The organism is Nonomuraea jabiensis, assembly GCF_014204795.1.
GTDB lineage: Bacteria > Actinomycetota > Actinomycetes > Streptosporangiales > Streptosporangiaceae > Nonomuraea > Nonomuraea jabiensis.
On record NZ_JACHMB010000001.1, the window covers coordinates 3,646,470 to 3,669,536 of the forward strand.

At 66.9% G+C, this 23,067-nt stretch carries 24 protein-coding genes; 14 read left to right on the plus strand and 10 right to left on the minus strand.

The genetic code is table 11. From position 1 onward, the window contains the following. Positions 1 to 157: 157 nt before the first annotated feature. Positions 158 to 373 (minus strand): bacteriocin immunity protein, encoded by a 216-nt coding sequence (locus HD596_RS16475; RefSeq protein ID WP_185078516.1) that lies wholly within the window; start codon positions 371 to 373, stop codon positions 158 to 160. A gap of 1,769 nt (positions 374 to 2,142) precedes the next feature. Here HD596_RS16475 and HD596_RS16485 point away from each other — a divergent pair. Then, positions 2,143 to 2,940 carry a class I SAM-dependent methyltransferase gene (locus HD596_RS16485; RefSeq protein WP_185070084.1) on the plus strand — a complete coding sequence of 266 codons (798 nt, stop codon included), beginning with the start codon at positions 2,143 to 2,145 and terminating at the stop codon, positions 2,938 to 2,940. On the opposite strand, the gene HD596_RS16490 is transcribed toward HD596_RS16485, so the two are convergent. The 3 genes from HD596_RS16490 to HD596_RS16500 form a co-directional block, all read right to left on the minus strand. Continuing rightward, complete coding sequence (locus tag HD596_RS16490) at positions 2,865 to 3,476, minus strand: hypothetical protein (protein WP_221519355.1); 612 nt, start codon at positions 3,474 to 3,476, stop codon at positions 2,865 to 2,867. The two genes, HD596_RS16485 and HD596_RS16490, sit on opposite strands and share 76 nt — an antisense overlap. A gap of 239 nt (positions 3,477 to 3,715) precedes the next feature. Continuing rightward, entirely contained in the window at positions 3,716 to 4,360 is a 645-nt protein-coding gene (locus HD596_RS16495; RefSeq protein ID WP_185070086.1) for an integrase core domain-containing protein, read from the minus strand. Between the two features lie 76 nt (positions 4,361 to 4,436). Next, on the minus strand, positions 4,437 to 4,694 hold the full coding sequence (locus HD596_RS16500; RefSeq protein ID WP_185070087.1) for a helix-turn-helix domain-containing protein: 258 nt from the start codon (positions 4,692 to 4,694) through the stop codon (positions 4,437 to 4,439). A 481-nt stretch (positions 4,695 to 5,175) separates the two neighbouring features. On the opposite strand from HD596_RS16500, the gene HD596_RS16505 reads away from it, so the two are divergent. The 5 genes from HD596_RS16505 (at position 5,176) to HD596_RS16520 (ending at position 8,655) form a co-directional block, all read left to right on the plus strand. Next, positions 5,176 to 5,772, plus strand: a complete 597-nt coding sequence (locus tag HD596_RS16505) for an alpha/beta hydrolase family protein (protein WP_221521416.1) — start codon at positions 5,176 to 5,178, stop codon at positions 5,770 to 5,772. A gap of 1 nt (position 5,773) precedes the next feature. Beyond that, positions 5,774 to 6,016, plus strand: coding sequence for a hypothetical protein (locus HD596_RS65650; protein WP_376775852.1), 243 nt, complete (start codon positions 5,774 to 5,776; stop codon positions 6,014 to 6,016). A gap of 676 nt (positions 6,017 to 6,692) precedes the next feature. Beyond that, on the plus strand, positions 6,693 to 7,211 hold the full coding sequence (locus HD596_RS16510; protein ID WP_221519357.1) for a hypothetical protein: 519 nt from the start codon (positions 6,693 to 6,695) through the stop codon (positions 7,209 to 7,211). 214 nt (positions 7,212 to 7,425) lie between these two features. After that, entirely contained in the window at positions 7,426 to 7,680 is a 255-nt protein-coding gene (locus HD596_RS16515; RefSeq protein ID WP_185070089.1) for a DUF8617 domain-containing protein, read from the plus strand. A 357-nt stretch (positions 7,681 to 8,037) separates the two neighbouring features. Then, entirely contained in the window at positions 8,038 to 8,655 is a 618-nt protein-coding gene (locus tag HD596_RS16520; protein WP_185070090.1) for a hypothetical protein, read from the plus strand. Positions 8,656 to 9,128: 473 nt separating this feature from the next. On the opposite strand, the gene HD596_RS16530 is transcribed toward HD596_RS16520, so the two are convergent. The 3 genes from HD596_RS16530 to HD596_RS16540 form a co-directional block, all read right to left on the minus strand. Next, positions 9,129 to 9,602 (minus strand): hypothetical protein, encoded by a 474-nt coding sequence (locus HD596_RS16530; RefSeq protein WP_185070091.1) that lies wholly within the window; start codon positions 9,600 to 9,602, stop codon positions 9,129 to 9,131. 34 nt (positions 9,603 to 9,636) lie between these two features. Beyond that, positions 9,637 to 10,131, minus strand: coding sequence for an SMI1/KNR4 family protein (locus HD596_RS16535; protein WP_313044280.1), 495 nt, complete (start codon positions 10,129 to 10,131; stop codon positions 9,637 to 9,639). A gap of 152 nt (positions 10,132 to 10,283) precedes the next feature. After that, positions 10,284 to 10,841 carry a DUF4240 domain-containing protein gene (locus HD596_RS16540; protein ID WP_185070093.1) on the minus strand — a complete coding sequence of 186 codons (558 nt, stop codon included), beginning with the start codon at positions 10,839 to 10,841 and terminating at the stop codon, positions 10,284 to 10,286. Between the two features lie 251 nt (positions 10,842 to 11,092). On the opposite strand from HD596_RS16540, the gene HD596_RS16545 reads away from it, so the two are divergent. From HD596_RS16545 to HD596_RS16560, 4 genes are all read left to right on the plus strand, one after another. Beyond that, positions 11,093 to 11,473 (plus strand): hypothetical protein, encoded by a 381-nt coding sequence (locus HD596_RS16545; RefSeq protein WP_185070094.1) that lies wholly within the window; start codon positions 11,093 to 11,095, stop codon positions 11,471 to 11,473. A gap of 196 nt (positions 11,474 to 11,669) precedes the next feature. Next, on the plus strand, positions 11,670 to 12,224 hold the full coding sequence (locus HD596_RS64790) for an EF-hand domain-containing protein (protein WP_185070095.1): 555 nt from the start codon (positions 11,670 to 11,672) through the stop codon (positions 12,222 to 12,224). Positions 12,225 to 12,627: 403 nt separating this feature from the next. Then, a complete protein-coding gene (locus HD596_RS16555; protein ID WP_185070096.1) occupies positions 12,628 to 13,011 on the plus strand; it encodes a peptidase inhibitor family I36 protein in 384 nt (127 codons plus the stop codon). Positions 13,012 to 13,077: 66 nt separating this feature from the next. Next, complete coding sequence (locus HD596_RS16560; protein ID WP_185070097.1) at positions 13,078 to 13,935, plus strand: hypothetical protein; 858 nt, start codon at positions 13,078 to 13,080, stop codon at positions 13,933 to 13,935. 204 nt (positions 13,936 to 14,139) lie between these two features. On the opposite strand, the gene HD596_RS16565 is transcribed toward HD596_RS16560, so the two are convergent. Beyond that, positions 14,140 to 15,678 carry a pectate lyase family protein gene (locus tag HD596_RS16565; RefSeq protein ID WP_185070098.1) on the minus strand — a complete coding sequence of 513 codons (1,539 nt, stop codon included), beginning with the start codon at positions 15,676 to 15,678 and terminating at the stop codon, positions 14,140 to 14,142. Between the two features lie 406 nt (positions 15,679 to 16,084). Next, positions 16,085 to 17,344: a serine hydrolase domain-containing protein gene (locus HD596_RS16570; protein WP_185070099.1), complete on the minus strand. Its 1,260-nt coding sequence runs from the start codon at positions 17,342 to 17,344 to the stop codon at positions 16,085 to 16,087. A gap of 201 nt (positions 17,345 to 17,545) precedes the next feature. Here HD596_RS16570 and HD596_RS16575 point away from each other — a divergent pair, with 201 nt between their 5' ends. The 3 genes from HD596_RS16575 to HD596_RS16585 are packed head-to-tail and all read left to right on the plus strand — an operon-like array spanning position 17,546 to position 20,197. Continuing rightward, positions 17,546 to 18,163 (plus strand): DUF1989 domain-containing protein, encoded by a 618-nt coding sequence (locus HD596_RS16575; RefSeq protein WP_185070100.1) that lies wholly within the window; start codon positions 17,546 to 17,548, stop codon positions 18,161 to 18,163. A gap of 7 nt (positions 18,164 to 18,170) precedes the next feature. Further along, positions 18,171 to 19,298, plus strand: coding sequence for an oxidoreductase (locus HD596_RS16580; RefSeq protein ID WP_185070101.1), 1,128 nt, complete (start codon positions 18,171 to 18,173; stop codon positions 19,296 to 19,298). Further along, positions 19,295 to 20,197 (plus strand): polysaccharide deacetylase family protein, encoded by a 903-nt coding sequence (locus HD596_RS16585; protein ID WP_221519358.1) that lies wholly within the window; start codon positions 19,295 to 19,297, stop codon positions 20,195 to 20,197. Before HD596_RS16580 ends, HD596_RS16585 begins: the two co-directional genes overlap by 4 nt. Here the strand turns inward: HD596_RS16585 and HD596_RS16590 are convergent. After that, on the minus strand, positions 20,185 to 21,759 hold the full coding sequence (locus HD596_RS16590; protein WP_185070102.1) for a PucR family transcriptional regulator: 1,575 nt from the start codon (positions 21,757 to 21,759) through the stop codon (positions 20,185 to 20,187). The genes HD596_RS16585 and HD596_RS16590 overlap by 13 nt on opposite strands. Positions 21,760 to 21,861: 102 nt before the next feature. On the opposite strand from HD596_RS16590, the gene HD596_RS16595 reads away from it, so the two are divergent. Then, positions 21,862 to 22,947 (plus strand): cytochrome P450, encoded by a 1,086-nt coding sequence (locus HD596_RS16595; RefSeq protein WP_185070103.1) that lies wholly within the window; start codon positions 21,862 to 21,864, stop codon positions 22,945 to 22,947. The last annotated feature ends 120 nt before the right edge of the window (positions 22,948 to 23,067 follow it).

The window sequence follows — 23,067 nt, forward strand, 5'->3', positions numbered from 1 at the left end:
TGCTTCCCCTGCGGGCGGGTCGACGGCAGACGAGATGATCAGGCGGGGTGAGGTACGTGTGCTGCGGCAGGCTCTCTCACTTCTGTCGGCGACATTGAGGTGTCCTGCATGGAGCTGGGATCACCGATCGCGATACATTGACGACGCTGGCGCTGCGTCAAAGCGCGATTGGACGGTAGGCCAACGCCTGATTAACGATTTGTTCCGCTGTGAGCTCAGCTTTTTCAGGCCAGAAGATCAGGTCGGAGACAGATCCACACACGAGCGATCGGTCTATTGCCCCCAGCCACCTGTCGAGTTCTCGCTCATCTGCGTACTCCCCGTCCATGATCCGCTGCACCAAGGAGATGGCTTCCGCGCGATTCAGATGCATGCTCAACCAGTACCCCCTTCCCGTCCTCCTGGTTCAAGGTTCGACTACCGCCTGTACGTCCGACGGCACTGTGCAATATACGTGCAATGATCACGGCTTCAGGGGCGGTTAGACCGGGTCCTGCCGCAGGTGGAAGGCCTTCTCTCGGCTGCAACGGTCACGCGCTGTAAAACCGTCGGTTCAGCCTACGCAAGTTCGAACCTTGTGCCTGCCACATCAGCGGGAAGAGGCCCGTCACCAGCGGAAACGCGGTGACGAGTCCCCCGCGTGGTGTCCGGGTGTCTACGGTTCACGCCGGTCCACTACGGGTGGCTACGCTGAATACGCGCTGAAGATCAGCGGGCTTGCCCGGGGGAGTCCCGCGGCTTCGGTGACGTCGGGGGTAGTGCTGCCTCGATGCGCCGCATGGCCTCAGTCGGGCCCGCCGGAGATGTACTTGGCGTAGACCCGTAGCAGCGCCTCAACACTGTGCCCGGCGCGCTCGGCAACCTGGGGTGGGTTCACGCCGGCGTTGAGCCACGCCGAGACGCACGCGTGCCGGAAGTCGTACCGACGGACAGAGATTCCCCACGCTCGTTCAGCGGGTGTGAGGGCGCGCTGACGTGCCGCGTGCGCCGAGATTGGCGAACGCAAACGACTGGCGGTACTTGCCTCCGCCGGTTTCCGGCTGCATCGACCGCCTCGGGAGACGACATACCGCATGCTCTCGGATCCTGCACCACCGCAACGGTTCGATACCGCGACGCGACCTCCACGGGATTGGCCCTACGTCTGCACCACTCGCCCAGACTTCCGGGCCCCGGATCGACCTGGAATGATCAGGCTCGGATGAAGCTACTCAAGGAGTACTTATGGCTACCAGGCTCCTCGCGTTCGTCGCCTTCTTGCTGATTGGCTCAGGAGTACTTGCTGGCCTGATGCCTGTTACTTCAGAAGGTGAGGCGTGTGGTTCTGCGTTCATTACTGCCTCTCTCCCTGATTACTTAATGGATGAGACTCGTAACTTGGCATTAGAAAAAATGGACTATAGGGACAGATGTGAGGATGTCCGAAACCTTGTTCAGATTCCCGCTACCGTCTTGATCGCCGCAGGGGCAACCACGTTGATCGCTGCTTTCTTCTCGCGGAGAACAGTCTCTATAGCGAGAAAGTGACCAACACGCTGTCGCACTACTGTCATCACGAGCAGCAGCAAAGTGCAGCAGCCGCGCCACGCGACAACGGCTGTGAGCGACCGCCTCCGACTGGCTTAACCAAGCACCCCTGACCGAACGCTCGGGCCGGGGTTGCTGCACTTGCCCCGCAGATGCAGCCCTCCCGATCGCCACTGCATGGCTGGCCGCCATACCTGCTTGGGGCGATCGACGATCCATGGTTCGTTCCTCACCTTGGCTCACCGGGGAACGTGGCTGATCCGCAGGCTCCGGGAGCGATCGTGGCTGGATCCGCCTCGCGGGATACACGCGGGATGATCTTCCTTGGTGAGGGAAAGGTGAGAGCCGTTCCCGGAGGCCAGAGGCCTGATGCAGGTAGGAACGTAGACCCGCTGTAAAACCGTCGGCTCAGCCTACGCAAGTTCGAACCTTGCACCTGCCACACCAGCGGGAAGAGGCCCGTCACCAGCGGAAACGCGGTGACGGGCCTCTCGCGTTGATCGCCCGTGAGTACCCGCGGTTCCCCCTGGTTTCCCGTGGCATCTGGCACGGATCTGGCACGTGGGCAAGATAATTCCGGCGACGGCAGTGTTGCGGCGCTGCCAGGATCGGAGCATGCCCCGCGATTTTCGGCTGCGAGCGACCTTCGACAAAGCTGCCGCCTTCTATCAAGACGCCCGCCCCGACTATCCGGACGAACTGTATTCCGACCTGCTGGCGATCACGGGGGTCACGCCACCCGCGCACCTGCTTGAAGTCGGATGTGGCCCAGGGAAAGCCACCCTGCCATTGGCACGGATGGGCTTCCGGATCACAGCCGTCGAACTCGGCGATGCCTTGGCGGCGGAGGCCCGGCACCGCCTCGCCGAATTCACCGACGTCTCCGTGATCACGTCGTCATTCGAAGGCTGGGAGCCGCCGACAGGGGTCCGCTTCGATCTCCTCTACGCGGCCACGGCGTGGAAGTGGGTGGACCCCGAGGTCAAGTACGCCAAGGCGGCCGCCCTCCTCGCCCAGGGCGGCCACTTGGCCGTATGGAACGCCGACCACGCAATGCCGGTCGGCTTCGACCCGTTCTTCACCGAGATCCAGAAGGTCTACGAGGAAATCGGCGAAGGTCATGGCGGTCCGTGGCCACCGCCACCGCCCGAGGAGCAGTCCGACCCCATGGCCTCCGAGTTCGATGCCTCCGGACACTTCACCGTGATCGGGACGAAGCTCTACGTATGGTCCTTGCGCTACACGGCAGACGAATACATCGCTCTCCTCGATACGTTCTCCGGCCACATCGCAATGGAGCCAGCCAAGAAGGAACACCTCTACCAGGAGATACGCCGCTACCTTGCCGCACGCCCGGACGGACGGCTCACCCGCCACTGGTCGGCAGTCCTCACCATCGGCCGGCGCCTGTGACGTTGAGGTAAACGTCGCGGTTGGAGCTTGCGGGCGTGGACCCGTCCGACCTGGATCTTCTGGCCGACGATCTGGAAGTGGCCACGGCTGCAGACCACCCGCTGAACGGTGACGGGCTCGGTCGGAGCGCCGGGCGGTGGTCCGGCGGGGCGGGCGTTGCGTAGGGTGACGCACTCGGCGAGCGAGAGTGGGCAGGGCACGGCGCGCAGCAGCAGGCGCTGCTCGTCCATGACGCGGGCGGTGATGCCGTCCAGGCGCACGGTGGCGCGGCGGCCGGCCAGGTGGGCGCCGATGCACAGGGCCCGGTCGGCCAGGCTGATCGTGCCGATCGAGCTGACCTGCCGATCCACCTCGACGGCGCTCGCCTCGATCGCAGGTTCGCCGACGGGCTCGTCCGGTGCCGGGCGGGCTTGTCCCGAGGCGAGCAGCGCGGCCAGGTCCTTGACGGTCAGCCGGGAGGCCACGCTCTTGAGCCTGCCACCGCTGGTGGTGAAGACGTGGAGCCGCTGGGTGCTGATCCACAAGGTGATGGGCATGCCCGCCCGATCGGGGCCGAGCCAGAGCTGCTGGCCACCGATCGACAAGTTCCCCGATGCGGGCACGATCCGATCGACCTCGATTGCCTGGCGCGAGAGCGGATCGATCGGGACCGTCAGGATGGGTTGGGGCCGTTCGGGCCGGGTGGGCTGATCAGCGGCAGAAACCGGGGGATCCGCGAGCGTGGGAGCAGGGCAGGCCGCAGGCGCGGCTTCAGAAGTGGAAGCGGGCGCCGCGGTCAGGCGGCGGGCAGGTGCAGTGGCAGTTCCAGCTCAGCCCGGCGCTGGCCGTCGCTGCGCTCGGCGAAGAGCCGATCGGCGGGGAAGGCCATGTCCAGCGCCTGATGCGGGCGGGCGGTGTTGTAATGCTCGGCGAAGGCGTCCATCTCGGCCTGGGCGGCCTCGAGCGAGGCGAACGGCAGTGCCTCGGCCAGCAGTTCGCGGCGCACGCTCTGGTGGAAACGCTCGATCTTGCCGGTAGCGGTCGGGGCGCGCGGCGCGGTGTGACGCAGCTTGATCCCGTTCTCCCGGCAGACCCGTTTAAACAGCACCTCACCTGCCTTCGGCCCGCCGAAGCGGCCGGTGAACTGCTTGCCGTTGTCGGTCAGCACCTCCAGCGGCACCCCATAGGCGCGCATCGCCTCGGCGAACGGCGCGCAGACCAGCCGCCCGGTCGGCCGCGCCACCACCGAGGCGATCACGCAGAACCGGGAATGATCGTCCACCCTGGTGATCGGCTTGGCCTCGCTGCCATCGCTCAGCAGTAGCCCGCCCATGATGTCCATCTGCCACAACCGCATCGGGCCCGGCCGCTCCCAGCGGCGGTAATCCTCGCGCCGGCGCCTGCGGGTGACCGGATCAACCAGGCCGTTACGCACGAGCACGCGATAGATGCTCGCCCGGGACGGCAGCGGCTCCACTTCGCGTCGACCCCAGCTCCCACAGCAGGGTGCGCGGCCCTCACCGCGGATGAGCGCGCCGCAGCTCACAGATCAGCGCCTCGATCGCGGCCGGCGTCTGCATCGGATGCGCTTTGGGCACATGCGAACGGTCAGCCAGCCCTGCCAGGCCGCCGTCCTGATACCGGCGCACCCAGGCATGCACCGATTGTCGCGACACCCCATACCGGCTGGCCACGTCGGTGACCTTCGCCCCCGACAACACCTCAATCACCGCGTGATAAGGCTGCTCCACGACGCTCAACTCCACCAATGCCACCTGAGCCTCCCCCGAAGCGCCGATAACGCCACGAGCAGGCACAGAAGACGATCAAGGTGTCAAGCATCAAGCGAGGCCAGAGTGTCAACCATCAAACGAGACAGGACACTGGGATCAACCGGAACATTGCCGAATAGCTCTTGTAGGTATCAAGGCGGCGGGACACCGGGCCGGGCATCGCACGCCAGCCTCACCGTACCGACCGAACGCTCCGACCGGAGTTGCCGCGGCGCCGCACGGATGCAGCCCGCACGATCGCCACTGCATGGCTGACCACCACACGTGCTTGGGGGCGATCGACGATCCAGGGTTTGTTCCTCACCCTGGCTCACCGGGGAGCGTGGCTGGTTGCCGCGTGTCGTGCGGGCTGTCCAGTGAGGTCAGCGTACGAACTGAAGGTGGTTGACTGCCGAATGCCTGCCGAGCGGTAGCACACGCACCTTTCAGTAGAGTGCGGTGCCGGCGAGTGCCAGAGGTGAGGATGAACATGGATGAGCAGGAACTGACCGAGCCATGGGAAGGCGTCCTGATCACGCCAGACGTCGTCGGCCACACGGGCGTTCTTGTTCTGGCGGGGTCGAGCGGACGTATCGACCGGGAGAGAGCTCGTATCCTCGCCCGGGAGGGAATGACCACGATGTCGATCCGATGGTTCGGCGGGCCCGGACAATCACCGGGCATCTGCGAGATTCCCTTGGAGACCTTTGTGTCCGCCATCGATCTGCTCGAATCCACCGGCGTACGCCGCATCTGCTTGCTGGGGTCGTCCAAAGGGGCGGAGGCCGCCCTGCTCACCTCCATCCATGACTCACGTGTTGACGGCGTCGTGGCGATGTCGCCGACCTCTGTGGTGTGGGGCAATGTCGGCCCAGGGCGAGATGGGCGGCATCATCCCTACCGATCGTCCTGGACCTGGAAGGGGCAGTCGCTGCCCTTCGTCCCCCTACGACGACGGCTGGGCAGCCCCGCAACCGGTGAACGGTCCGGCGGCCATTCGCGGCTGGTACGAGCGCAGCGAGCGGACGTTCGCAGACCTCCTCCCCGCCGCCGAGATCCCCATCGAGGAGACCAGAGCTGACATGTTGTTGGTCGCAGGAGGGAACGATGCGATGTGGCCGTCCCTCCCGTTCGCCGAGCGACTCATCGCCCGTCGCAGCACCGCTCGTCTGATCAGCCGGGCCGAAGCCGGCCATCGCCCACGACTTCCAGGTGAAGGCCCAGCTCTCGAATCGCCGCGATTCCTTTACGGGGGTGACGCTGCCTCCGATGCCGAGCTTGGAGCCGCAGCCTGGCCGCACATTCTCCATCTGCTTCGCGGCTGACCACTGTGCAAATACGTGCAATGATCTTGAGGTCTAGAGGCGAGTGGCAAGAGCGCGCCGCAGCTCAGGGTGCGTGTAGGGGCTGTATCGGTCGCGCGCTGTAAAGCCGTCGGCTCAGCTTGCGCAAGTTCGAATCTTGCACCTGCCACATGAGCCAAGAGAGGCCCGTTACCAGCGGAAACGTAGTGACTGGCCTCTCTCGTTGATCATCCGTGAGTACCCCTGATTCCCCTTGGTTTCGCGTGGCCTCTGGCACGGATCTGGCACGGGATCATGGGCGCCTGACGCGTGTACCCCGCCGGATCATCCCGTCGTCCCTGCCCTCTGGTCTGCTCGGCTTTCCTGGGCGGCGGCGGGAAGATCCGCCTCCACTCAGCCCGGGACCCACCAAGGTCTCCATTAGAGCCGGGCCGATTCGGGCCGATGTCCTTGATCCGCGGTGGCAGGTCATTTGATAATGACCGCTTTCCGGCAAGATCGGAGAACGACTGTGGAAACCCCCGCCTCGGGCGGCGAGCCGACGCCCCGTCGGCGTTCGGCACTGACAGGAGCCGCGTTACTCGCGCTCGGCGTCGTCGCGGGCGTCGCCCTGAGCACGGCCGGTCTCGTACCCTCTGCGCTCCGCCCCAAGCCGGCGGCGCCAACGGCCTCGCCCGATGCCTCGCCCCGGCCCACGATGAGTGATGCGCGCCTGAGCTTGCCCGCCGTTCGCGGCGCCACCGCGGTCACGCTACCGGCCCAGGTCGAGGGCATGACCCTGCGCCACGAGTTCGACGACGCCGTCGAGGACAACACTGCCGTCTTCCTCCGCGGCCTGCGCAACGGCGGCTACGGAGTCACGAAATCGGTCAGCGGCCTCTACGTTCTCCCCCAGGCCTCGTCCGCGCAGCCTCCGCTCACCTCCCCGGTGACCCTGTTCGCGGCCGAGTCCAAGGACCTGGATCCGGATGCGATCTTCAAGGACTGGTTGATGCCGTCGTTCGGCAAGGCCGCGAGGAAGTCGGAGACGCTCAACCCGTGGCCGTACGAGGGGCACACGATGTGCTGGCTCACCACGACGTACTTCTGCGCCTGGGCCAACCACACGTCCTTCGGCGTGGTCTCCTTCAATGCGACGGCCGAGACGACCACGCGGGCCCATGGGCACTTCGCCGCGATCCGAGCCGCCGTCGAGCGGCCGGTCCATCCGCAGTGAGCGGCCCTCGGCGATGCCCACCAGCTGTTCTGCCGAGTACTCCGCGTATATTCCGGATCTACGGAATGAGGGCAATCGCCTGTGAGACAGGGCAGGCAGCTCAGATCTGCGGTTGCGTATCTCGTAAGGGTGGCTCTCGTAGAAGGGGCAAGTCGGCCTCGCCGAGTTCCCCCGCGGAGGCGTCGCGACCGCGCGCTCCGCGTCTAGGATCAGAATGCCCAAGCTCGTCTGTCCTTGCGGCTATGTACATGACCTCTCGCCCATCCCTGATGCTGGGTACGTCACCTTCCTGGATGAGCTGTCCGACGCGATTCTCCATCCGGGTGCCGAGGAGCTGGACAGTGATGAACGGATGGGGCTTCTGATCTTCAAGACGGGGCTTCTCTACGAGTGTCCCGATTGCGGCCGGGTCATGTGGCGGAAGGACTATGACGCCACGTTCCGGATCTACATGCCTGACGACCTGTAGAGGCCTCTCGAAACAAGATCCGGGATATGCGCGGGATGATCTTCCGGTCTGGTTGAGCGAGACAGGCACTTGCCCCAGGTGGGAGGTGGCTTCTAGTCAAGGCTCCGGCTCCCGGTAAAACCGTCGGCTCGACCTACGCAAGTTCGAACCTTGCACCTGCCTCACGCAGTAAGCGTAGCTCGGAGGCCCTTCGGGGGCCTTTTCTGCGTTTCTGTGGTGTGCAGCCATACGCAGCTCTGGACAGCCGGATGTCGCTGGTCCCGGAATATGCCCGGCATGGATCATGGCGCGATTCCCCTGGTCGGCATCCGTGATCCGAAAAGCCGCGACCAAACCGAAGAGCCCCGGAGATGATCTATGCTGGTCGTCTCCACCGACGATCAAGTGGCGGCACCCTTGCTTCCGTTACCGGCGATTCCCCCGCGCTGGGGGTTGCCCTTGCTGACTCTGGCTGCGCTGGCGGCTCCCGCCTTGCGTACCGCGTGGTGGTACTTCCCTGAGGGGCCGACTTACTCCACGCAGGGATTTGTCTGCCCCTTGAGTGCTGAGCCGCCGTTCCATGCGGATGTCGGGTGGCTGATAGAGATCAACTGGCGGACTATGTCGGCGGAGTTGAATGGCTGGCCCACTGCGGTGATGGCGCTTGGTCTGAGTGCGACACTCGCCCTCCGGGGTTGGTGGCGCACGATTGCTGGGTGGACGACGGCGGCACTCTTCGTGGTGATCGCCGGGCTATTCACGATCCCCTACGCCATCGAGATCGTTTCGGATGGCTGCAGGGACACACTTCGTTTCGGAGGTTGGGACATCGTTGAGTACGGGCCGCACTTGCACTATTTGACCGGCGCAGTCCTGGTCGTGTTCCTGACGCTGGTTTCGCAGGGGGAGACGAATCGTTACGTTCCGCTTGGGGAAACGCTGCCGTCGCCACTTGTGGGGTGCGCGGACAAGTCACGGGGCTCCGGAGGCCTGTAGTTCTTTCAGGTATGACCTCAGGCGAGAAGCGTGTCCTCGATCCGCTGGTTGACGATCTGCTCCTGGCCGTCGACGCACTTGGCGTAGGCACGGAGCGGGACGTCCACGCCATGCCCGGCTCGGCCGGCCACCTTGGGGGCCGGGATGCCGCTGTTGAGCCAGAGGGAGACGGCCGCGGGCCGGAGGATGTACGGCCTGAGCGCTGAGCCAGGGGCGCATTAGGGGCTGCCAGCCTCTTGGGTCTTGTTGTTGGTGTCGACATGTCGAATGGTGGTGAGGGGCCCGACGGTCATGATCTGGCTGATGAGGAGTCGCCCGGTCGCATGTCTTGCGGCTGCTCCCCGCGAGCCGCCGGGTGGCGGTGGCGCGGTCAAGCGGTAGAGCGGTAGAGCGGTAGAGCGGTAGAACCGATGGCGGACGCTTCTAGGTCGAGCGGTGATCCCCGCTCGGGAGTCTGATGCTGGGCTTGGGGGTCAGGCGTCGCGGAGATCGCCTGCTCCGTCCTGCTCGGTCAGGAAATAGACGGAGTGGGAGACAACCTGGCGCGCGGATGTGGGTAGGGCGTCCGGTCCGTAGTAGTTGTTCAGCTGGCGCCAGAAGTCTTCTTCTGTAGAGGCCGCGCCGATGATCGGGTCGTCATCGATCACCACCTCCCACACCAACAGTTCTCTCAATCCCGGGCCGTCGAGTTCTTCCGAAATGGTCTCGTGTAAGACGTTCATCAGCCGGGACTCGTGTTCGCGTTGGCAGTCACGGGGCAACAGCCAGCGCTGCCACCAGGTCCGGAGGTGGTTGGCCGCGGAATCCGCGAAATCCTCAGCCGCGTCTTCGGCCGACTGATCGTAGTTCGGGTAGCTTGGCCGATTCACCCGGACCAGCAATTTGTGTTCACACTCTTCGGCGCACGCGTATCGATATAAACGAAACTGGGTGAGCTGGATACCCATGGGCTGATCGTAGTGGGTGTCTTCGCGCCCGGACTCAGCGGCACATCGCGTCGATGAGATCTGAGAAATGTGGGAACTCGGCTCGTGCGGCAGTCACGATCTGGGTGGGGGAACGGCGGCGGCCGGGTGCGTGTCGCTCGGCGATGGTCTGGAAGGCCTCGTTCGCTTGTGCGGGGGAGTCGGGGTCGGTGAAGGCCTCGGCGGGGCCCAAGCCGGCGGCGAACAGCCAGAGCAGGTCGCCGAGATCGCGGGCGATCACACCGCGATCACCCTCGGAACCGAGGTAGACGACGGGTTGCTCCATGATCGCCGCATCGGGCCGTACCAGCCAGAAGCCGGTGTAGTCACCCGCCCCGGTCGTGCCGAAGAAGCGGAACTCGCTGCCGTCGACCTCTTGGTTGCCGGTCCACAGGCGGAACCACCACGCCGTCCGGTCGGGCTCCTCGAACTGGTCGTACGGCTCGAAGTCACAGCCGCGGGCCTCGTCGGTTTCCTCGTCCCATTCCCACTCGAAGCCGACCTCGGCCACCTCGGCCAGGGCAGGAGGCAATGCGAGATCTTCGGACATGTTCGCCACCCCAGAAAGATTAGACGATCACTGGAAGCGGCCGAGGTGAGGATGTCCTGCACGGTGGCCTCCCGAGCTGCTACAGCGGTGTCACGTAATTGGTGCACTTGGCCTCAACCGGCTGGTAGGAAGAGCGCCGCCAGTCGGGGCAGGCGCTGACGCATCTGGGCGTCGTCGTCGAAGTCGAAGTCTTCTCCCATGTCGTCTCCTGCGACCTGGTCTACTACTGCTTCCTCGCGAGCAGCCGAAGCCTCGTAGAAGGCATCTACATCGCCATCGGTGTGCCGTTCGTAGGCGGCGTCGGCCGCAAATTGAACTTCTTCGTAGAAGATGGCAGGGTCGCCGCCCTGGGCTGCGGCTTCAATGACGGCCGGGTGGTCGGCCAGGTTGTCGGGGGACTGCGCCGCCCTCTCGAACCAGCCGTGGCCCAACGCGATTAACCCGGCCCGGAAGTCGCTGAAGCTGTCATCCGAGCATCCGCCGCCGATGAGGTAAGCGGCAGCCCAGACGTCCCACCGGTTCACCGCGCCTTCTACCTCATTGAACCGCTCATGGAAATCAAGGATCTCGTTCATCGAGAGAGCGGCAAGTCGATCAACGAGTGCCTCGTCGGTAGGCTTGGCATCCGTGCGGGCAGACTCGACAATGCTCCAGAATTCATCCAGATTCACGTGGACACTTTGCCACAGCAGTCTGCCAATGCGGTTTGGTCCGACTTGTAGTGCCGCCATGACCGGAGGGGGATCCGGGATATGCGCGAGATGATTCCGTGCGCCAGTGAATGAGCTAAGCGCGCCGGCCGCCGCGTGCCTGCCCCGGTCGTCGTACGGACCGAACACTTCCGCAGGGGTTGCCACGACCCTGCACACAGAGTGGCTTCTGGACATCGACCTGGCCGCCCCCGATCCGTGACAATCACTCTGTGCGTCTCTTGTTGAAGTCGGCCTTGGCAGGGGCGGCGGTAGGGTTTCTCCTGCTGCTCCTCCTCCATTGGCCGACTCGCGATTCGGATTCCGAGCTCAAGCTGGCAATGGCGTTCGCGCTCGCGCCTTTCCCGCTCAGCATGGTGGCCGCGCTACTTGCTCGGCTGCCTGCCTGGCCGGCCGTCGGGCTGGTGGCGCCCTTCGCCATGCTGGCGGTCGTCTTCATCCAACCGGACTATGGCTCCTGGGTGTCTGGCGAGAATCTCGCGTTGTACCTCTTGATCGCGGTCCCTGCGGTGACCGGCTTCACGCTCACGGCCCTGCTCTGTGCTCTGCTCTTCGGTAAGGCCGCAGAATCGCCAGGAGTAGACACAGCGTAGGGCAGGTGTAGAAGGCCGGTTAGGCGTTCCAGGGGGTTGGTCGGCCAGATCTTCTTCCAGCGCGCGGCTGGGAAGGCCGCGAAGGCACATTAGTGTTGCGGCGTCGCCACCCTGACACCCTCTGTCACTGAGCGGAGTCATCCGGATACTTAGGGATCGGTCGTGATCCACGCCGTTCGATCCGGGAGGTACACCTGTGACCCGCTCTCTGCATGAGTCCAACGTCGCTGCCCTGTTCGCTCTGCTCGACAGCACCGGCGACGGGCGGATCGCTGCCGATGACTTCAAGCGCATCGCGGACAAGACCTGTGCCGCGGTGGCCCCTGACCCGGACTCGCGTGAGCATCAGGCCATTCAGCAGCTGTGCGCCGACTGGTGGGAACGCATCCGCGAGGACGCCGACGTCGATGGCGATGGCGCGGTGAGCGAGGCGGAATTCGCCCAGGCGGTGGACCACTTGGTCGCGAGCCATCCGCAGTTCCAGCAGATGACCAGCGCGCTGACGTGTGCCGCCTTCGACGCCGCCGACACCGACGAAGACGGGTTCATCTCAGCGCCTGAACTCGATCGCTTCTTCAGCGCGTTGGGTATTCCCCACGAGGTGGTCGAGGGTGCTTTCGCCCAATTGGACACCGACGGCGACGGCAGAATCTCCCGCCAGGAGTACGCCGAAGGTGTTTGGGTGCTGCTCACGAGTGAAGACCCCGCCGCCCCTGGATCGGCGATCCTGGGGCAGACGCGTGGGCGCTGAGCTCCTGTGAGTGCAGGTCGCCAGGACGCGGGTAACCGTCGGCTCAGCCTACGTACCTTGCACCTGCCGCGGCAGCGCGAAGAGGCCCGTCACCAGTTGAAACGCGGTGACGGGCCTCTCGCTTTGTGTCCCGCCGTCTATTCCCGTCGAGACGGGGGTGGGGCCGGGAGACCGTTCTCGCCTCCGCCGCCACTGGGACCGGATCAGGGGCTTCGCCCTGTGACTGCCTGGGAGGGTGCTCCCCGCACCCGTGGGACTACCAGCGGCAGCAGCTCGAAGATCGCTAGGGGCGGCTGGGGTGCCGGCGCGGCGCATGCTCGCCACTTACCCGAATTCGTGGAATTTTCCGGCATGTACCTGACTATGATCACAACGATTTCGGCTCCGCGAGAATGAGGTGTGCATGAAGCGAGCGAGGGTGCGCAGCGCCGGTGTGGTGGCGCTGGCCCTGGTCAGCCTGGTGGGGGTCGGCTCCACCGCGCAGGCCGAGGCGGACCCGGCGGTGAGCTCCTGCGAGCTGGACTTCTGCCTGTACGAGCACGACAAGTTCAAAGGCGCAGAAGAGGAGTTCATGTTCGAGGGCTGGGGCCTGTGCTACAACGTGCTCAGAGTGAACAACAAGGCGAGCTCCATGCGGAACAACACCGCCGCCAGGGTGCAGTTCTACAACTCCGCCAACTGCTCCGGCGCGTACGGCTACGCGGCAAAGCCGAGTTCCTCGGATGGTGACCTGACGAACAACGGGTTCGACAACAAGACCAGCTCCATCAGGTACGTCAGGCCGTAAGGCCCTGAACCGCTCGCAGGACATCGAGTTCGACACCCCGCCCCGCGGCCGATCGGAGGAATCAGCGTGTCTGTTCGGCTGCGGGGAGCGGTCGGGGTGCTCTTGACCGTGGCGACAGCCGCCTGTTCGACGGCGGCGGCGACGGAGCCGCGGGTTGCGGTACCGACGCCGGGGGTGGAGGCGCGCGAGCTCTCGATCCCCTTCGACCGGTACAACCTGTCCCCGTCGGACATCGGCATCCTTGAGGGCGCCGAAGAGCTCCTCATCCGCGACTGCATGCGGCGGCGGGACATGGGGTGGGAGGTGCTGCCGCAGAGCGCGGCGGAGGACGTGGAGCCGGCCAACCGCCGCCGCTACGGTGTCGTCGAACCGGAGATCGCTCGCCTCTTCGGCTATCACAACCCGCCGGACCGCCCTACCGTGGCCCGGCGGGCCGCCGCACGTGCCGGCCGTATGCGAAGCCTGTCGGCGAAGGAACGGCAGTTCGCGTACGGCGAGAAGGACGGCTGCCTGCAACAGGCGCGCAACCACCTGGAGCAGGGCACCCCGCAGGTCGACGAGGCCCTGTTCAACAGGCTCATCTCGGAGACCTTCGAGCGGTCTCAGGCGGATCCGGAGGTCGTCCAGGTCTTCCGGGCCTGGAGCACGTGCATGCGGGAGCAGGGCCTGCAGTACGCCGACCCGCTCGCCGCCATCACCGACCGGCGGTGGATGAAGGGCGGCCCCGCCTCCCAGGAGGAGATCCGCGCGGCGCAGGCGGACGTGGGATGCAAGGCGCAGACCGACCTCGTCTCCATCTGGTCCGCCGTGGAGAAACGCATCCAGGACGATGCCGTCGCAGCTCACCCCGCCGAGTTCCATGCGCTTCGGGAGGCCAAGGATCGGCAGCTCGCCGCGGCCCGCGCCGTCCTCGCCCGCGGCTGACCGGCACCTCGTGCATACCTGGCGGCAGTGCTGGAGGGCCTTGCACCTGCCACAGCAGCGGGAAGAGGCCTGTCACCAGTGGAAACGTGGTGACGGGCCTCTTGTGTCGTGTTCGGCTGTCCACGGGGTTCACTGGGCGGCTGGGGCTGATGTTCCTCGTGCGTTCCCAGCCGAGGTGATCGGTGTGGACGGCGGAAGCGGCCGTTACCCTGCGTAGGTCTCGAACTCGGCGACCTTCGGGGTGCTCGCCGACCCGGTGATCCTGAACGTGATCTTGCTCAGTGAGGTCGGCGTGAAGGAGATGGCGCCCGCCCCGCTGCCGGACTTCAGGACCGCTCCGGTGCCGGCGTTGATGAGCTGCCAGGCTCCGATGCCGCCCTCGGCGCCTGACGCCTCCCGGATGACGACCCTGGAGACCGTCGTGGCGGAGCCCCACTTGATCGAGATGTCACCGGTCGAGCCGGCCGGCGACCAGAAGGTGCTCATGTTGCCGTCCCGCACGTTGCCGTAGCTCGTCCCGTCGGCCTTGCTGGAACCGTCGGAGCCGGCTCCGATGCTGAGGTTGGGCCCGCCGGGCGAAGGGGTGGGTGACGGCGTGGGGCTGATGGTCGGTGTCGGTGTGGCCGGCGGGGTCTGCGGCGTGCAGCTGCCGTTCGACTCCTGAAGACCCTTGTTGGCGCCGGCCGTCTGGAGTACGACGCTCGGCACGCAGCTCGCCCCGTCGAGGCTGTAGGAGTAGGGGACGCTGACGGTGGTGTTGGATTGCGGGTTGGGTCCGGCGGGGTTGTTCTCGCTGCCCGGGGCGGACCAGGTCACGTTGTCGAAGATGTTGCCGCTGACCTGCCAGTAGCCGGCCTCGCTGGTGTAGAAGGTGCCCAGGACGTCCTTGGAGTTCTTGAAGTAGTTGTTCTCCACTTTGGCGCGAGCGCCGGCCCGGGAGTTGATACCCGACTCGTGGAGGCTCACGTACGAGTTGTTGTAGATGTGGGCGATGCCACCACGCAGCAGGGGTGTGCGAGAGTCGATGTTCTCGTACAGGTTGTGGTGGAAGCTGATGTAGCCGTTCGAGCGGTCGCTCTCGCTGGATCCGATGAGCCCGCCGCGGCCGGAGTTGCGCAGGATGCTGTAGGACAGGGTCACGTACTGGGTGTCGTTCTTCATGTCGAAGAGGCCGTCGAAGCCCTCTGCCTCGCCGCCCGAGGCTTCCAGGGTGACGTGATCGACCCACACGTTGCGGACGCCGCTCTCCATGCCGATGGCGTCACCGCCGTTGGACGTGGGCGAGCCCGACTTCTTGACGTTGCGGACGGTCACGTTGCGGATGATGATGTTGCGGGCTTCGCGGATGTGGATGCCCAACTGGTCGAAGACGGCGCCGCCGCCGACCCCGATGATCGTGACGTTGCTGATCTGCTTGAGTTCGATCGCGTCGGCGGCGGTGTTGCAGCTTCCGCCCGAGACCTTGGTGGTGTTGCCGTGGTTGATGGTCCCTGAGACCTCGATGATGATCGGGGTGCTGCTGCTGGCGCGGTTGCACAGGGCCGTATGAATCGCGGTCCCCGTGGTGGCCCGCACCGTCTGCCCGCCTGCTCCACCGGTGGTCCCGCCGTTGGCGGTGGCGTAGCCGCTGGCGCCGCCGGCCGCCGCTGATGCCTGCAGTGCTGGTAAGGCCGCACCGGCCGCGGCCGCGATGGCCACCGCGGCCAGCACCGCCTGGAGTCGCAACGCGACTGCTCGTCTCATCCTCGTTTCACCTTCGCCTTCTCCTTCGAACAACGGATGCGGTCTTCTCTGCGCGGTCGCTGTCGCGGCATCGGGCTTGTTGCAGGGTCAGGTCGGCCGCTGAGGCCCGGCTCTGGCCCTTCGACGGCACGGTGAAGGACGGAGCCGGCAGCGAATGCGCGCCGCTCACATGAACGGACACCCCCGTGTTGGGGGGTGACCCACACCGTAGGAAAGCGCTTTCCGAGTGTCAATGCGGCGTGAAACTTTCATGTCACCGCATCGAGGCGTGCCGGAGACAGCGTTGAACTCACCGAACGATCTGCCGCTCCTCGGTGGATGCGCACGTCGGGTAACGAGGCTGCCGGGCATCGGGCTCGAGCAGGCTGTGGGTGAGCCAGGCGCCCTGAACGTTGGCTTCGGCGGGCTACGCGCCGGTGATCAGGCGTCTTTCCAGGTCGATGATCGGCTCGATGCTCTGCAGGTCGTAGTTGCTCAGAATCACGGCCGTCCAGTCCATGTCGAGGTAGACGGACCAGCTCGTGGATATGCCGCCCGCGCCGCCTCCGTGGGTGATGATGCGCTGGTTGTTGAAGGTGGCGGCCACTGGCCCGTACGCCTGGAAGCCCTCCCCGCGGAGGGAGTTGCCGGAGGTGTCCTCCTTCAGTGGCTTGGCGGAGATCTTTCCGTTCACGTACAGCTCGGTGTAGGGCCGGGTGGTGAGCTTGCCGCCTTGCAGCGCGATCGCGAAGCGTACGAGGTCGGGGGCGGTGGTGAAGCCGTTGCCCCCGCCCGTTCCCATCCATGCCCGGGCGGAGTTGCTGCCTTGGCCGGCGTCGCCGTAGACGGAGCCCTTGTCGAGGTTGCGGACGGCGTCGACGCGCGTGCCGTCCTTTTGATACATGTACGGGTGCGCGATGCGCTGGTCGGCCAGCCACTGGCGGCGGTCGTAGTAGGCGGAGTCACCCATGCCGGCCGGGAGGAAGATGTTCTGGCGGACGTAGTCCTGGAACGACGTGCCGGAGACCTTCGCCACGAGTTCGCCGAGCAGCGTGTAGCCCATGCTGCTGTAGGCCTTCTTCGTCCCTGGGGCGAACTCCAGCTCGAAGGTCTTCAGGTTCGCCCAGAAGTCCGCCATCTGTTCCTCGTAGCTGTTGTGGATCTGCTCCGGTGGCGGCTTCTCGCCTGGGCGCCGGGCGTCGCCCAGGCCACTGGTGTGGGTGAGAAGGTGATGCACGGTGATGCGTTCGGCCATCTCCGCCGGCAGGCCGTCCAGATGCTTGCTCACCAGGTCGTAGAACTTGAGCTTCCCCTGCTGGGCGAGTTGCACGACAGCCAGCCCGGTGAACGGCTTGGAGGTTGAGGCCAGAGCGTAGATGGTGTCGGTCTTGTTCGGGATCCGGCCTTCCCTGTCCGCCCAGCCGTAGGCGCGGGCCAGGACCTGGCGGCCGCGGTGTGCGAGCATCACGGTGCCGGAGAACTGGTCCTTGTCCGCCAGTTCTTTGAGGTGCCGGTCGAAGGCGCCGCCAGGACGCAGGTCCTTGGGAATGCGGCCAGGGCCTGAGGAGAGGCCGGCGTTTTCTTGCGAGGCCGGCAGGCCGCCAGCCGCCAGCGGGACCGCGCCCAGGAAGCCGAGGGCGGAGCGGCGCGAAGGGCCGTGGTCGGGCGAGGGATGCGACAACGCCATGGAAATCCTTTCGCGAGGAAAGAGCTGCGAGGGGATGCAAGCACGCAGTTTGTTTCTTCGGCGTTTCTGCGGCCTTCTGCCGTTGTGGCCTGGAAAGAAGCTCCCGCGGATCCTTCACAGCTGTAGGTTCATCCACTATCCCGAACAAAGGCGGGGCGAATCTCCATAGCCCGCCCGTGTGCCGCCTGGTTGGCTGTCGGTATGCGAGTTGTCGTGCCCGCCACCGAAGCGCGGGCGATAAAGGTCAGGACCGGCCAGCGCGTACGGGTCACCGACCTCGAGGGAGGTCAGGTCGGCGACGTGTTCGCGTTCGCCGCCGACGACGTGAACGAGCACCTCAGCGCGTCACACACCCGAGCCGCCACCAGCCGCCTGTTCCCGGCGATCGGCGAGCAGTTCGTCACTGATCGCCGCAGGCCCATCCTCACCCTGGTGGAGGACACCTCCCCTGGATGGCATGACATGCTCATCGCCGCCTGCGACCCGGCCCGTTACCGTGCCCTGGGCGTGTCGGGGTTCCACGCGTCCTGCGCGGACAACCTGGCGAGAAGCATGGCCGGACTCGGGCTCGCCACGCCGGTCATCCCGCAGCCCGTCAACGTGTTCATGAGGATCCCCGTGGCGGACGACGGCGGGCTGAGCTGGCTGAACTCGATCAGCCGCCCGAACGACGCGATCACGTTGGAGGCGGCGATGGACTGCGTGTTCGTGGTCTCGGCCTGCCCGCAGGACCTGGTCGGAATCAACGGGCACAAACCGACACCGTTGGCGATCGATCTCCTCAACGGTCAGGACGACACCAGTGACGTCAAGGAGTGAACGAACGATGAACGATGTCCAGCATCCCGCCCTGCGACCGGACCGCATCGGCGATCTCCACCTCGCCAACCGGCTGGCCGTCTCGCCCATGACCCGGGTGTCCGCCGCCGCCGACGGAACGCCGACGGCCGAGATGGCGGAGTACTACACGGCTTTCGCCCGGGGCGGTTTCTCCCTCGTCCTGACCGAGGGGACGTACACCGACACGCGCTACAGCCAGGGGTACGCCAACCAGCCCGGCATCGTCACCGACGGCCACGAGGCCGCCTGGCGGGACATCACCAGCCGCGTGCACGACGCCGGTGCGCCGATGATCCTCCAGCTCATGCACGCGGGCGCGCTGTCGCAGGGCAACCGTTACCGCGGCGACACGGCGGCGCCGTCGGCCGTCCTGCCGCGCGGGCAGAAGCTGCCGGAGTACGGCGGGTACGGCCCCTGGCCGACGCCCCGCGCGATGAGCGAGGACGACATCGCCCAGGTGGTGCACGGTTTCGTGACGTCGGCAGTCCGCGCCCGGCGGGCGGGTTTCGACGGGGTCGAGGTGCACGGCGCCAACGGCTACCTCGTGGACCAGTTCCTGACCGACTACACCAACCAGCGCGACGATCGCTATGGTGGCACGGTCGCCAACCGGGTACGACTCGCGGCAGAGATCGTCTCCGCCATCCGCGCGGAGGTCGGTCCGCGCTTCTGCGTGGGGATCCGCTTGTCGCAGGGCAAGGTCAACGACTTCACCCACAGATGGGCGGGCGGCTCCAGGGACGCGGAGATCATCTTCGCCGCGCTCGCCGAGGCAGGCGCGAGCTACCTGCACATCGCGAGCGAAGGACGGGACTGGGTGGAGACCGCGACCCTGGACGGGCAGGTGACGATCACGGGCCTGGCCCGGAAGGTGACCGGGCTGCCCGTGCTGGCCAACGGCGGCATGCACGACCTCGCCCGGGCGGCCATGGTGCTGCAGGACGGTCACGCGGACGTACTGACCCTCGGCAGGGGAGCGCTCGCCAACCCGGACTTCCCGCGGCGCCTGGCCCAAGGGCTGCCCATGGCGAACTTCGACCACCAGATGCTCCAGCCCATGGCGACGCTGAGCAACGCCCGCCTGTGGCGACAGGCGGCCGGAGTGCCGGCTTGAGCGCGCCCCGGCGGGTCGAGGAGACGGGCGAGATCCGCGGCGGCTGGCGGGGCCGGTCCGCCGCGGTCGTGGCGCTCACCTTCGACGTGGACGCGGAGACGCCTGTGCTCGCGCAGGGCCGCGGCTTCGCCGACCACGCGAGCACGATGTCCCACCAGGCGTACGGTCCCGAGGTCGGCCTGCCCCGCATCCTCGACCTGCTGGACGAGCTGGGCGTCCCGGCCACGTTCTTCGTGCCCGGCTGGGTCGCCGAGCACCGCCCCGCACTCGCCCCGTCGATCGTCGAGCGGGGCCACGAGGTGGCGCACCACTCCTACAGCCACCGGCCGCCCACGTCGATGACCGCCGCGGAGGAACGCGCGGACTTCGAGCGCGCGCTGGCGGTCTTCGACAGCCAGGGCATCGACATCCAGGGGCACCGAGCGGCGCTGTGGGAGGCGTCCTGGCGGACGGCTGACCTGGTCGCGGAGCACGGCCTGCGCTACGACTCCTCTCTCATGGGGGACGACAGGCCGTACAAGCTGGACACGCCCGCCGGTGAGATCGTCGAGCTGCCCGTCCACTGGTCGCTCGACGACTGGGAGCAGTACGCGTTCCTGCCCGCACCTCATGTCGGCTCCGTCATCGAGTCCCCGGTGAAGGTGCTGGAGCTGTGGCGGGCCGAACTCGACGGGATGCGTCACTACGGCGGCCTGTTCAACCTGTGCGTCCACCCGTTCCTGTCCGGCCGGCCCGGCCGTGCCCTGGCGTTGCGGCAGTTCCTGGAGTACGCGCAGAGCTGCGCGGACGTGTCCTTCGCCCGCTGCCGCGACGTGGCCGAGCGGGCGGCCGCGGACGCCGGCCTGACCGTGCGCCGGCCCCGTCCCCCGGTGGTGGATCCGGACGTCTACCCTGGCTGAGGCCGGTCCATCGCCTCGACGGTCAGCGCCAGGAACAGATCGACCCGGTCCTCCGTGCGTCCCACGTCCCTGCCGGTGAGCTCGGCGATCTTGGCCAGCCGGTTGCGCAGGGTGTTGACGTGGATGTGCAACGCTCCGGCCGTCGCCGCCCATTGCCCGTCATGTTCGAGGAACGTCCGCAGCGTCAGTTCGAGCTCGCCGCTCCGCCGCGCGTCATGGTCCTTCATCGGGCCGAGGATCTGGCCGGCGAACTCGTTCAAGGTCTCGGCGTCGAGCAGCCCGAGGAGCAGCCGGTGCGTGCCCAGCTCGGCGAAGGCCCGCACGGAGGGACCCGTGCGGGTGCGCCGCAGCACGCGGCAGGCCTCCCTGGACTGCAGGAGCTGAGGGCGCAGCTCGGCCGCGTGCGCCGCGAGCCCTCCCAGGCCGACGACCGGGCGCAGCCCGGGGAAGCGCCGCTCGATGCTCCGTGCCAGGCGCCGGCCGAGCAGCGGCAGCTCGTGCTCGGGATGACGCCACGGCAGGACGGCGACGACGTCCTGCGTGCCGCCGGCCACGACCGCCGGCACTCCCTCGACGGCGAAGAACTCCACGATCACCTCCGCGAGCCCGTGCATCGTCGCGGTCTCGCCGTCCGAGAAGGCCACGGCGCACACGGCCAGCGGACCGCTCGGATCCACGCCGAACGCGCGGAGCCGGCCAGGAACCTCCGTCGCCCGCCAGCCTCCCGACAGGACCATCTCCAGCAGCTCGCTGGCGAAGCGCATCTCGATCGCCTGGACCGCCTGCTGTTTCGCCACCTCCAGGCTGAGGAACCGGGCCGTCTGCTCCAGCGCCTGCCGCTCGGGGGTCGTGAGCTCGCGCAAGGGACGCAGGCAGATGAGAGCCGCGTCGATGTCGCCGACGGCGCCCACCGGGAACAGCGCCGCGGGCCCCAGCTCTGCCAGATCCACCTCCAGCGCCGGAGGCTTCTTGGCCAGCGCCGTGGCCACGGCATGCAGCTGGTCGCCGTCCAGCCTCGCGCCGGCCACCGCGAGGGACCGCGCCATCCTGTCGACCACCGCCAGGGGCAGGTCATGTTCGCGGCGCAGGATGTCGAGCACGCCGGAGGCGCCGGCGCCCCGGGAGATCGCCGTGGCCAGGGCGTCCCCGCGGCGCACCATGCCGACCAGCGACTGCTTGCGTTCGTCGGCCAGCATGTCGGCCATGGCCTGCGAGACCGCTGTTAACGGCACCGCGACGGAGATCTCCAGCAGCGGCAGCTCCTCTTCGCGACAGGCCTCGACCAGCGCGGCGGGAGTGTCCGGCATTTCCGCGCGCAGGCCGAACACGATGCCGCCGGCCTTGGCCTTCTTGACGTTCGTCACGAACTGCGCGGCAGGCACCCGTTCGAGCCACAACCCGTTGGTCAGCACGATCTCTCCTTCGCGTACGTAGTGCGAAGGGTCGGGCAGCTCGGTGTTGTGCACCCACGCGACGGGCGCGTCCAGCGCGCCCGGCCGGCCCGGCACCAGCACGCGGAGTTCGAGCGAGGTGCGATCCAGCAGGGATCGGAGCGTGAACACGCTGTCACCATATACAGCCTTATCCACCTCGCCTTGGGCAAACATCCTGGCCGGCAGCGATCTGGCAGCGGTTTGCCAGGCCGTTCGCTCAGGGTGGGGCGCATGTCTGTCAAGGAACGCATCTTCGCCCCTCCACCCGCGCCCGGCCCGGTCCAGTTCGACGAGCGGTTCGAGGCGTGGGTGGTCTCCCGGCACGCCGACGTCCGCAGGGTCCTCGGCGACCACGCCGCCTTCTCCTCCGACGAACTGGCCCACGGCGCACATCCGGCACCTCACCGCGACAATCCCGTGTTACGCAGCCTGCCGTCGCTGGACCCGCCCCGCCATCACGAGCTGCGCCGCCTGGTGGCCAGGGTCTTCACTCCCCGCGCGGTGTCGGCCCTGGAGCCCTCCATCGCCGAGACCGCCAGGACGCTGCTGGTCGGCGGCGCTGGTGAGGTGGTGGAGGGGTTCGCTTCGCCGCTGACGGTCGCCACGCTCGCCGGGCTGCTCGGGATCTCGCCGGAACGCAGGGCCGACTTCGTCCGCTGGACGATCACGATCTCCGAGTTCGCCGGTGCCAACGCCGAGGATCCCGTACGGCAGGCGCGCTTCCACCAGGACCTGGCCGAACTACGTACCTGCATCCGCGAGGTGGTCGCCAAGCCGGCGGGTGGCCTGATCCCGGCCCTGGCGGCGGCGCTCGACGAGAGCGAACTGCTCGATCTGGTCACCACGCTCATCGTCATGGGCCACGAGACGACCACCAGGCTGATCTATCACGCCGTCCTGTGCCTGGAACGCTTCCCCGCGGCGCCGACGCCGGGCCTGGTGGAGGAGGTGCTGCGCTACCTGCCGCCGGTGGGCGGCACGGAACGCTTCACCACCACCCGGGTGGACGTGGACGGCGTCACGATTCCACGCGGTGCGCGGGTGGTGGCCTCGATCCGCCGGGCCAACCGGGATCCGCTGGTGTTCGCCGCCCCCGACGCGTTCGACGCCACCCGCGACCCCAACCCGCACCTGTCCTTCGGCACGGGCATCCACGTCTGCCTGGGCCTGCGACTCGCCGCCGGCCAGGCGGCCGTCGCCATCCGGGCGCTGCGGGAGGCCGTCCCCGGCCGCTGGCGCGTGCCCGAGGACGGTCTGGAGGCCACGATCTCCCCCGTCGGGGTCGACATCCAGCGGATGCGCCTGACCGCCCAGTGAACCGCGCCGCTCCAGCAGCTGCGTGTCAGTGGCGGTGTCAGGACGGCGACGGCCCGGTATCAGAGCGGTCCGCGACAGTGAATGCCATGAACGGTTCAGCGATCGCGGCCCCGGAGCTGC

What these genes read in the sequence shown, in the direction of transcription:
- HD596_RS16490 (WP_221519355.1), bottom strand. Translation starts at nt 3,476, where the DNA reads ATGCCCATCACCTTGTGGATCAGCACCCAGCGGCTCCACGTCTTCACC.
- HD596_RS16570 (WP_185070099.1), bottom strand. Translation starts at nt 17,344, where the DNA reads ATGGCGTTGTCGCATCCCTCGCCCGACCACGGCCCTTCGCGCCGCTCC.
- HD596_RS16520 (WP_185070090.1), top strand. Translation starts at nt 8,038, where the DNA reads ATGCTGGTCGTCTCCACCGACGATCAAGTGGCGGCACCCTTGCTTCCG.
- HD596_RS65650 (WP_376775852.1), top strand. Translation starts at nt 5,774, where the DNA reads ATGTTGTTGGTCGCAGGAGGGAACGATGCGATGTGGCCGTCCCTCCCG.
- HD596_RS16510 (WP_221519357.1), top strand. Translation starts at nt 6,693, where the DNA reads ATGAGTGATGCGCGCCTGAGCTTGCCCGCCGTTCGCGGCGCCACCGCG.
- HD596_RS16555 (WP_185070096.1), top strand. Translation starts at nt 12,628, where the DNA reads ATGAAGCGAGCGAGGGTGCGCAGCGCCGGTGTGGTGGCGCTGGCCCTG.
- HD596_RS16580 (WP_185070101.1), top strand. Translation starts at nt 18,171, where the DNA reads ATGAACGATGTCCAGCATCCCGCCCTGCGACCGGACCGCATCGGCGAT.
- HD596_RS16565 (WP_185070098.1), bottom strand. Translation starts at nt 15,678, where the DNA reads ATGAGACGAGCAGTCGCGTTGCGACTCCAGGCGGTGCTGGCCGCGGTG.
- HD596_RS16530 (WP_185070091.1), bottom strand. Translation starts at nt 9,602, where the DNA reads ATGGGTATCCAGCTCACCCAGTTTCGTTTATATCGATACGCGTGCGCC.
- HD596_RS16515 (WP_185070089.1), top strand. Translation starts at nt 7,426, where the DNA reads ATGCCCAAGCTCGTCTGTCCTTGCGGCTATGTACATGACCTCTCGCCC.
- HD596_RS16575 (WP_185070100.1), top strand. Translation starts at nt 17,546, where the DNA reads ATGCGAGTTGTCGTGCCCGCCACCGAAGCGCGGGCGATAAAGGTCAGG.
- HD596_RS16485 (WP_185070084.1), top strand. Translation starts at nt 2,143, where the DNA reads ATGCCCCGCGATTTTCGGCTGCGAGCGACCTTCGACAAAGCTGCCGCC.
- HD596_RS16595 (WP_185070103.1), top strand. Translation starts at nt 21,862, where the DNA reads ATGTCTGTCAAGGAACGCATCTTCGCCCCTCCACCCGCGCCCGGCCCG.
- HD596_RS16475 (WP_185078516.1), bottom strand. Translation starts at nt 373, where the DNA reads ATGCATCTGAATCGCGCGGAAGCCATCTCCTTGGTGCAGCGGATCATG.
- HD596_RS16505 (WP_221521416.1), top strand. Translation starts at nt 5,176, where the DNA reads ATGAACATGGATGAGCAGGAACTGACCGAGCCATGGGAAGGCGTCCTG.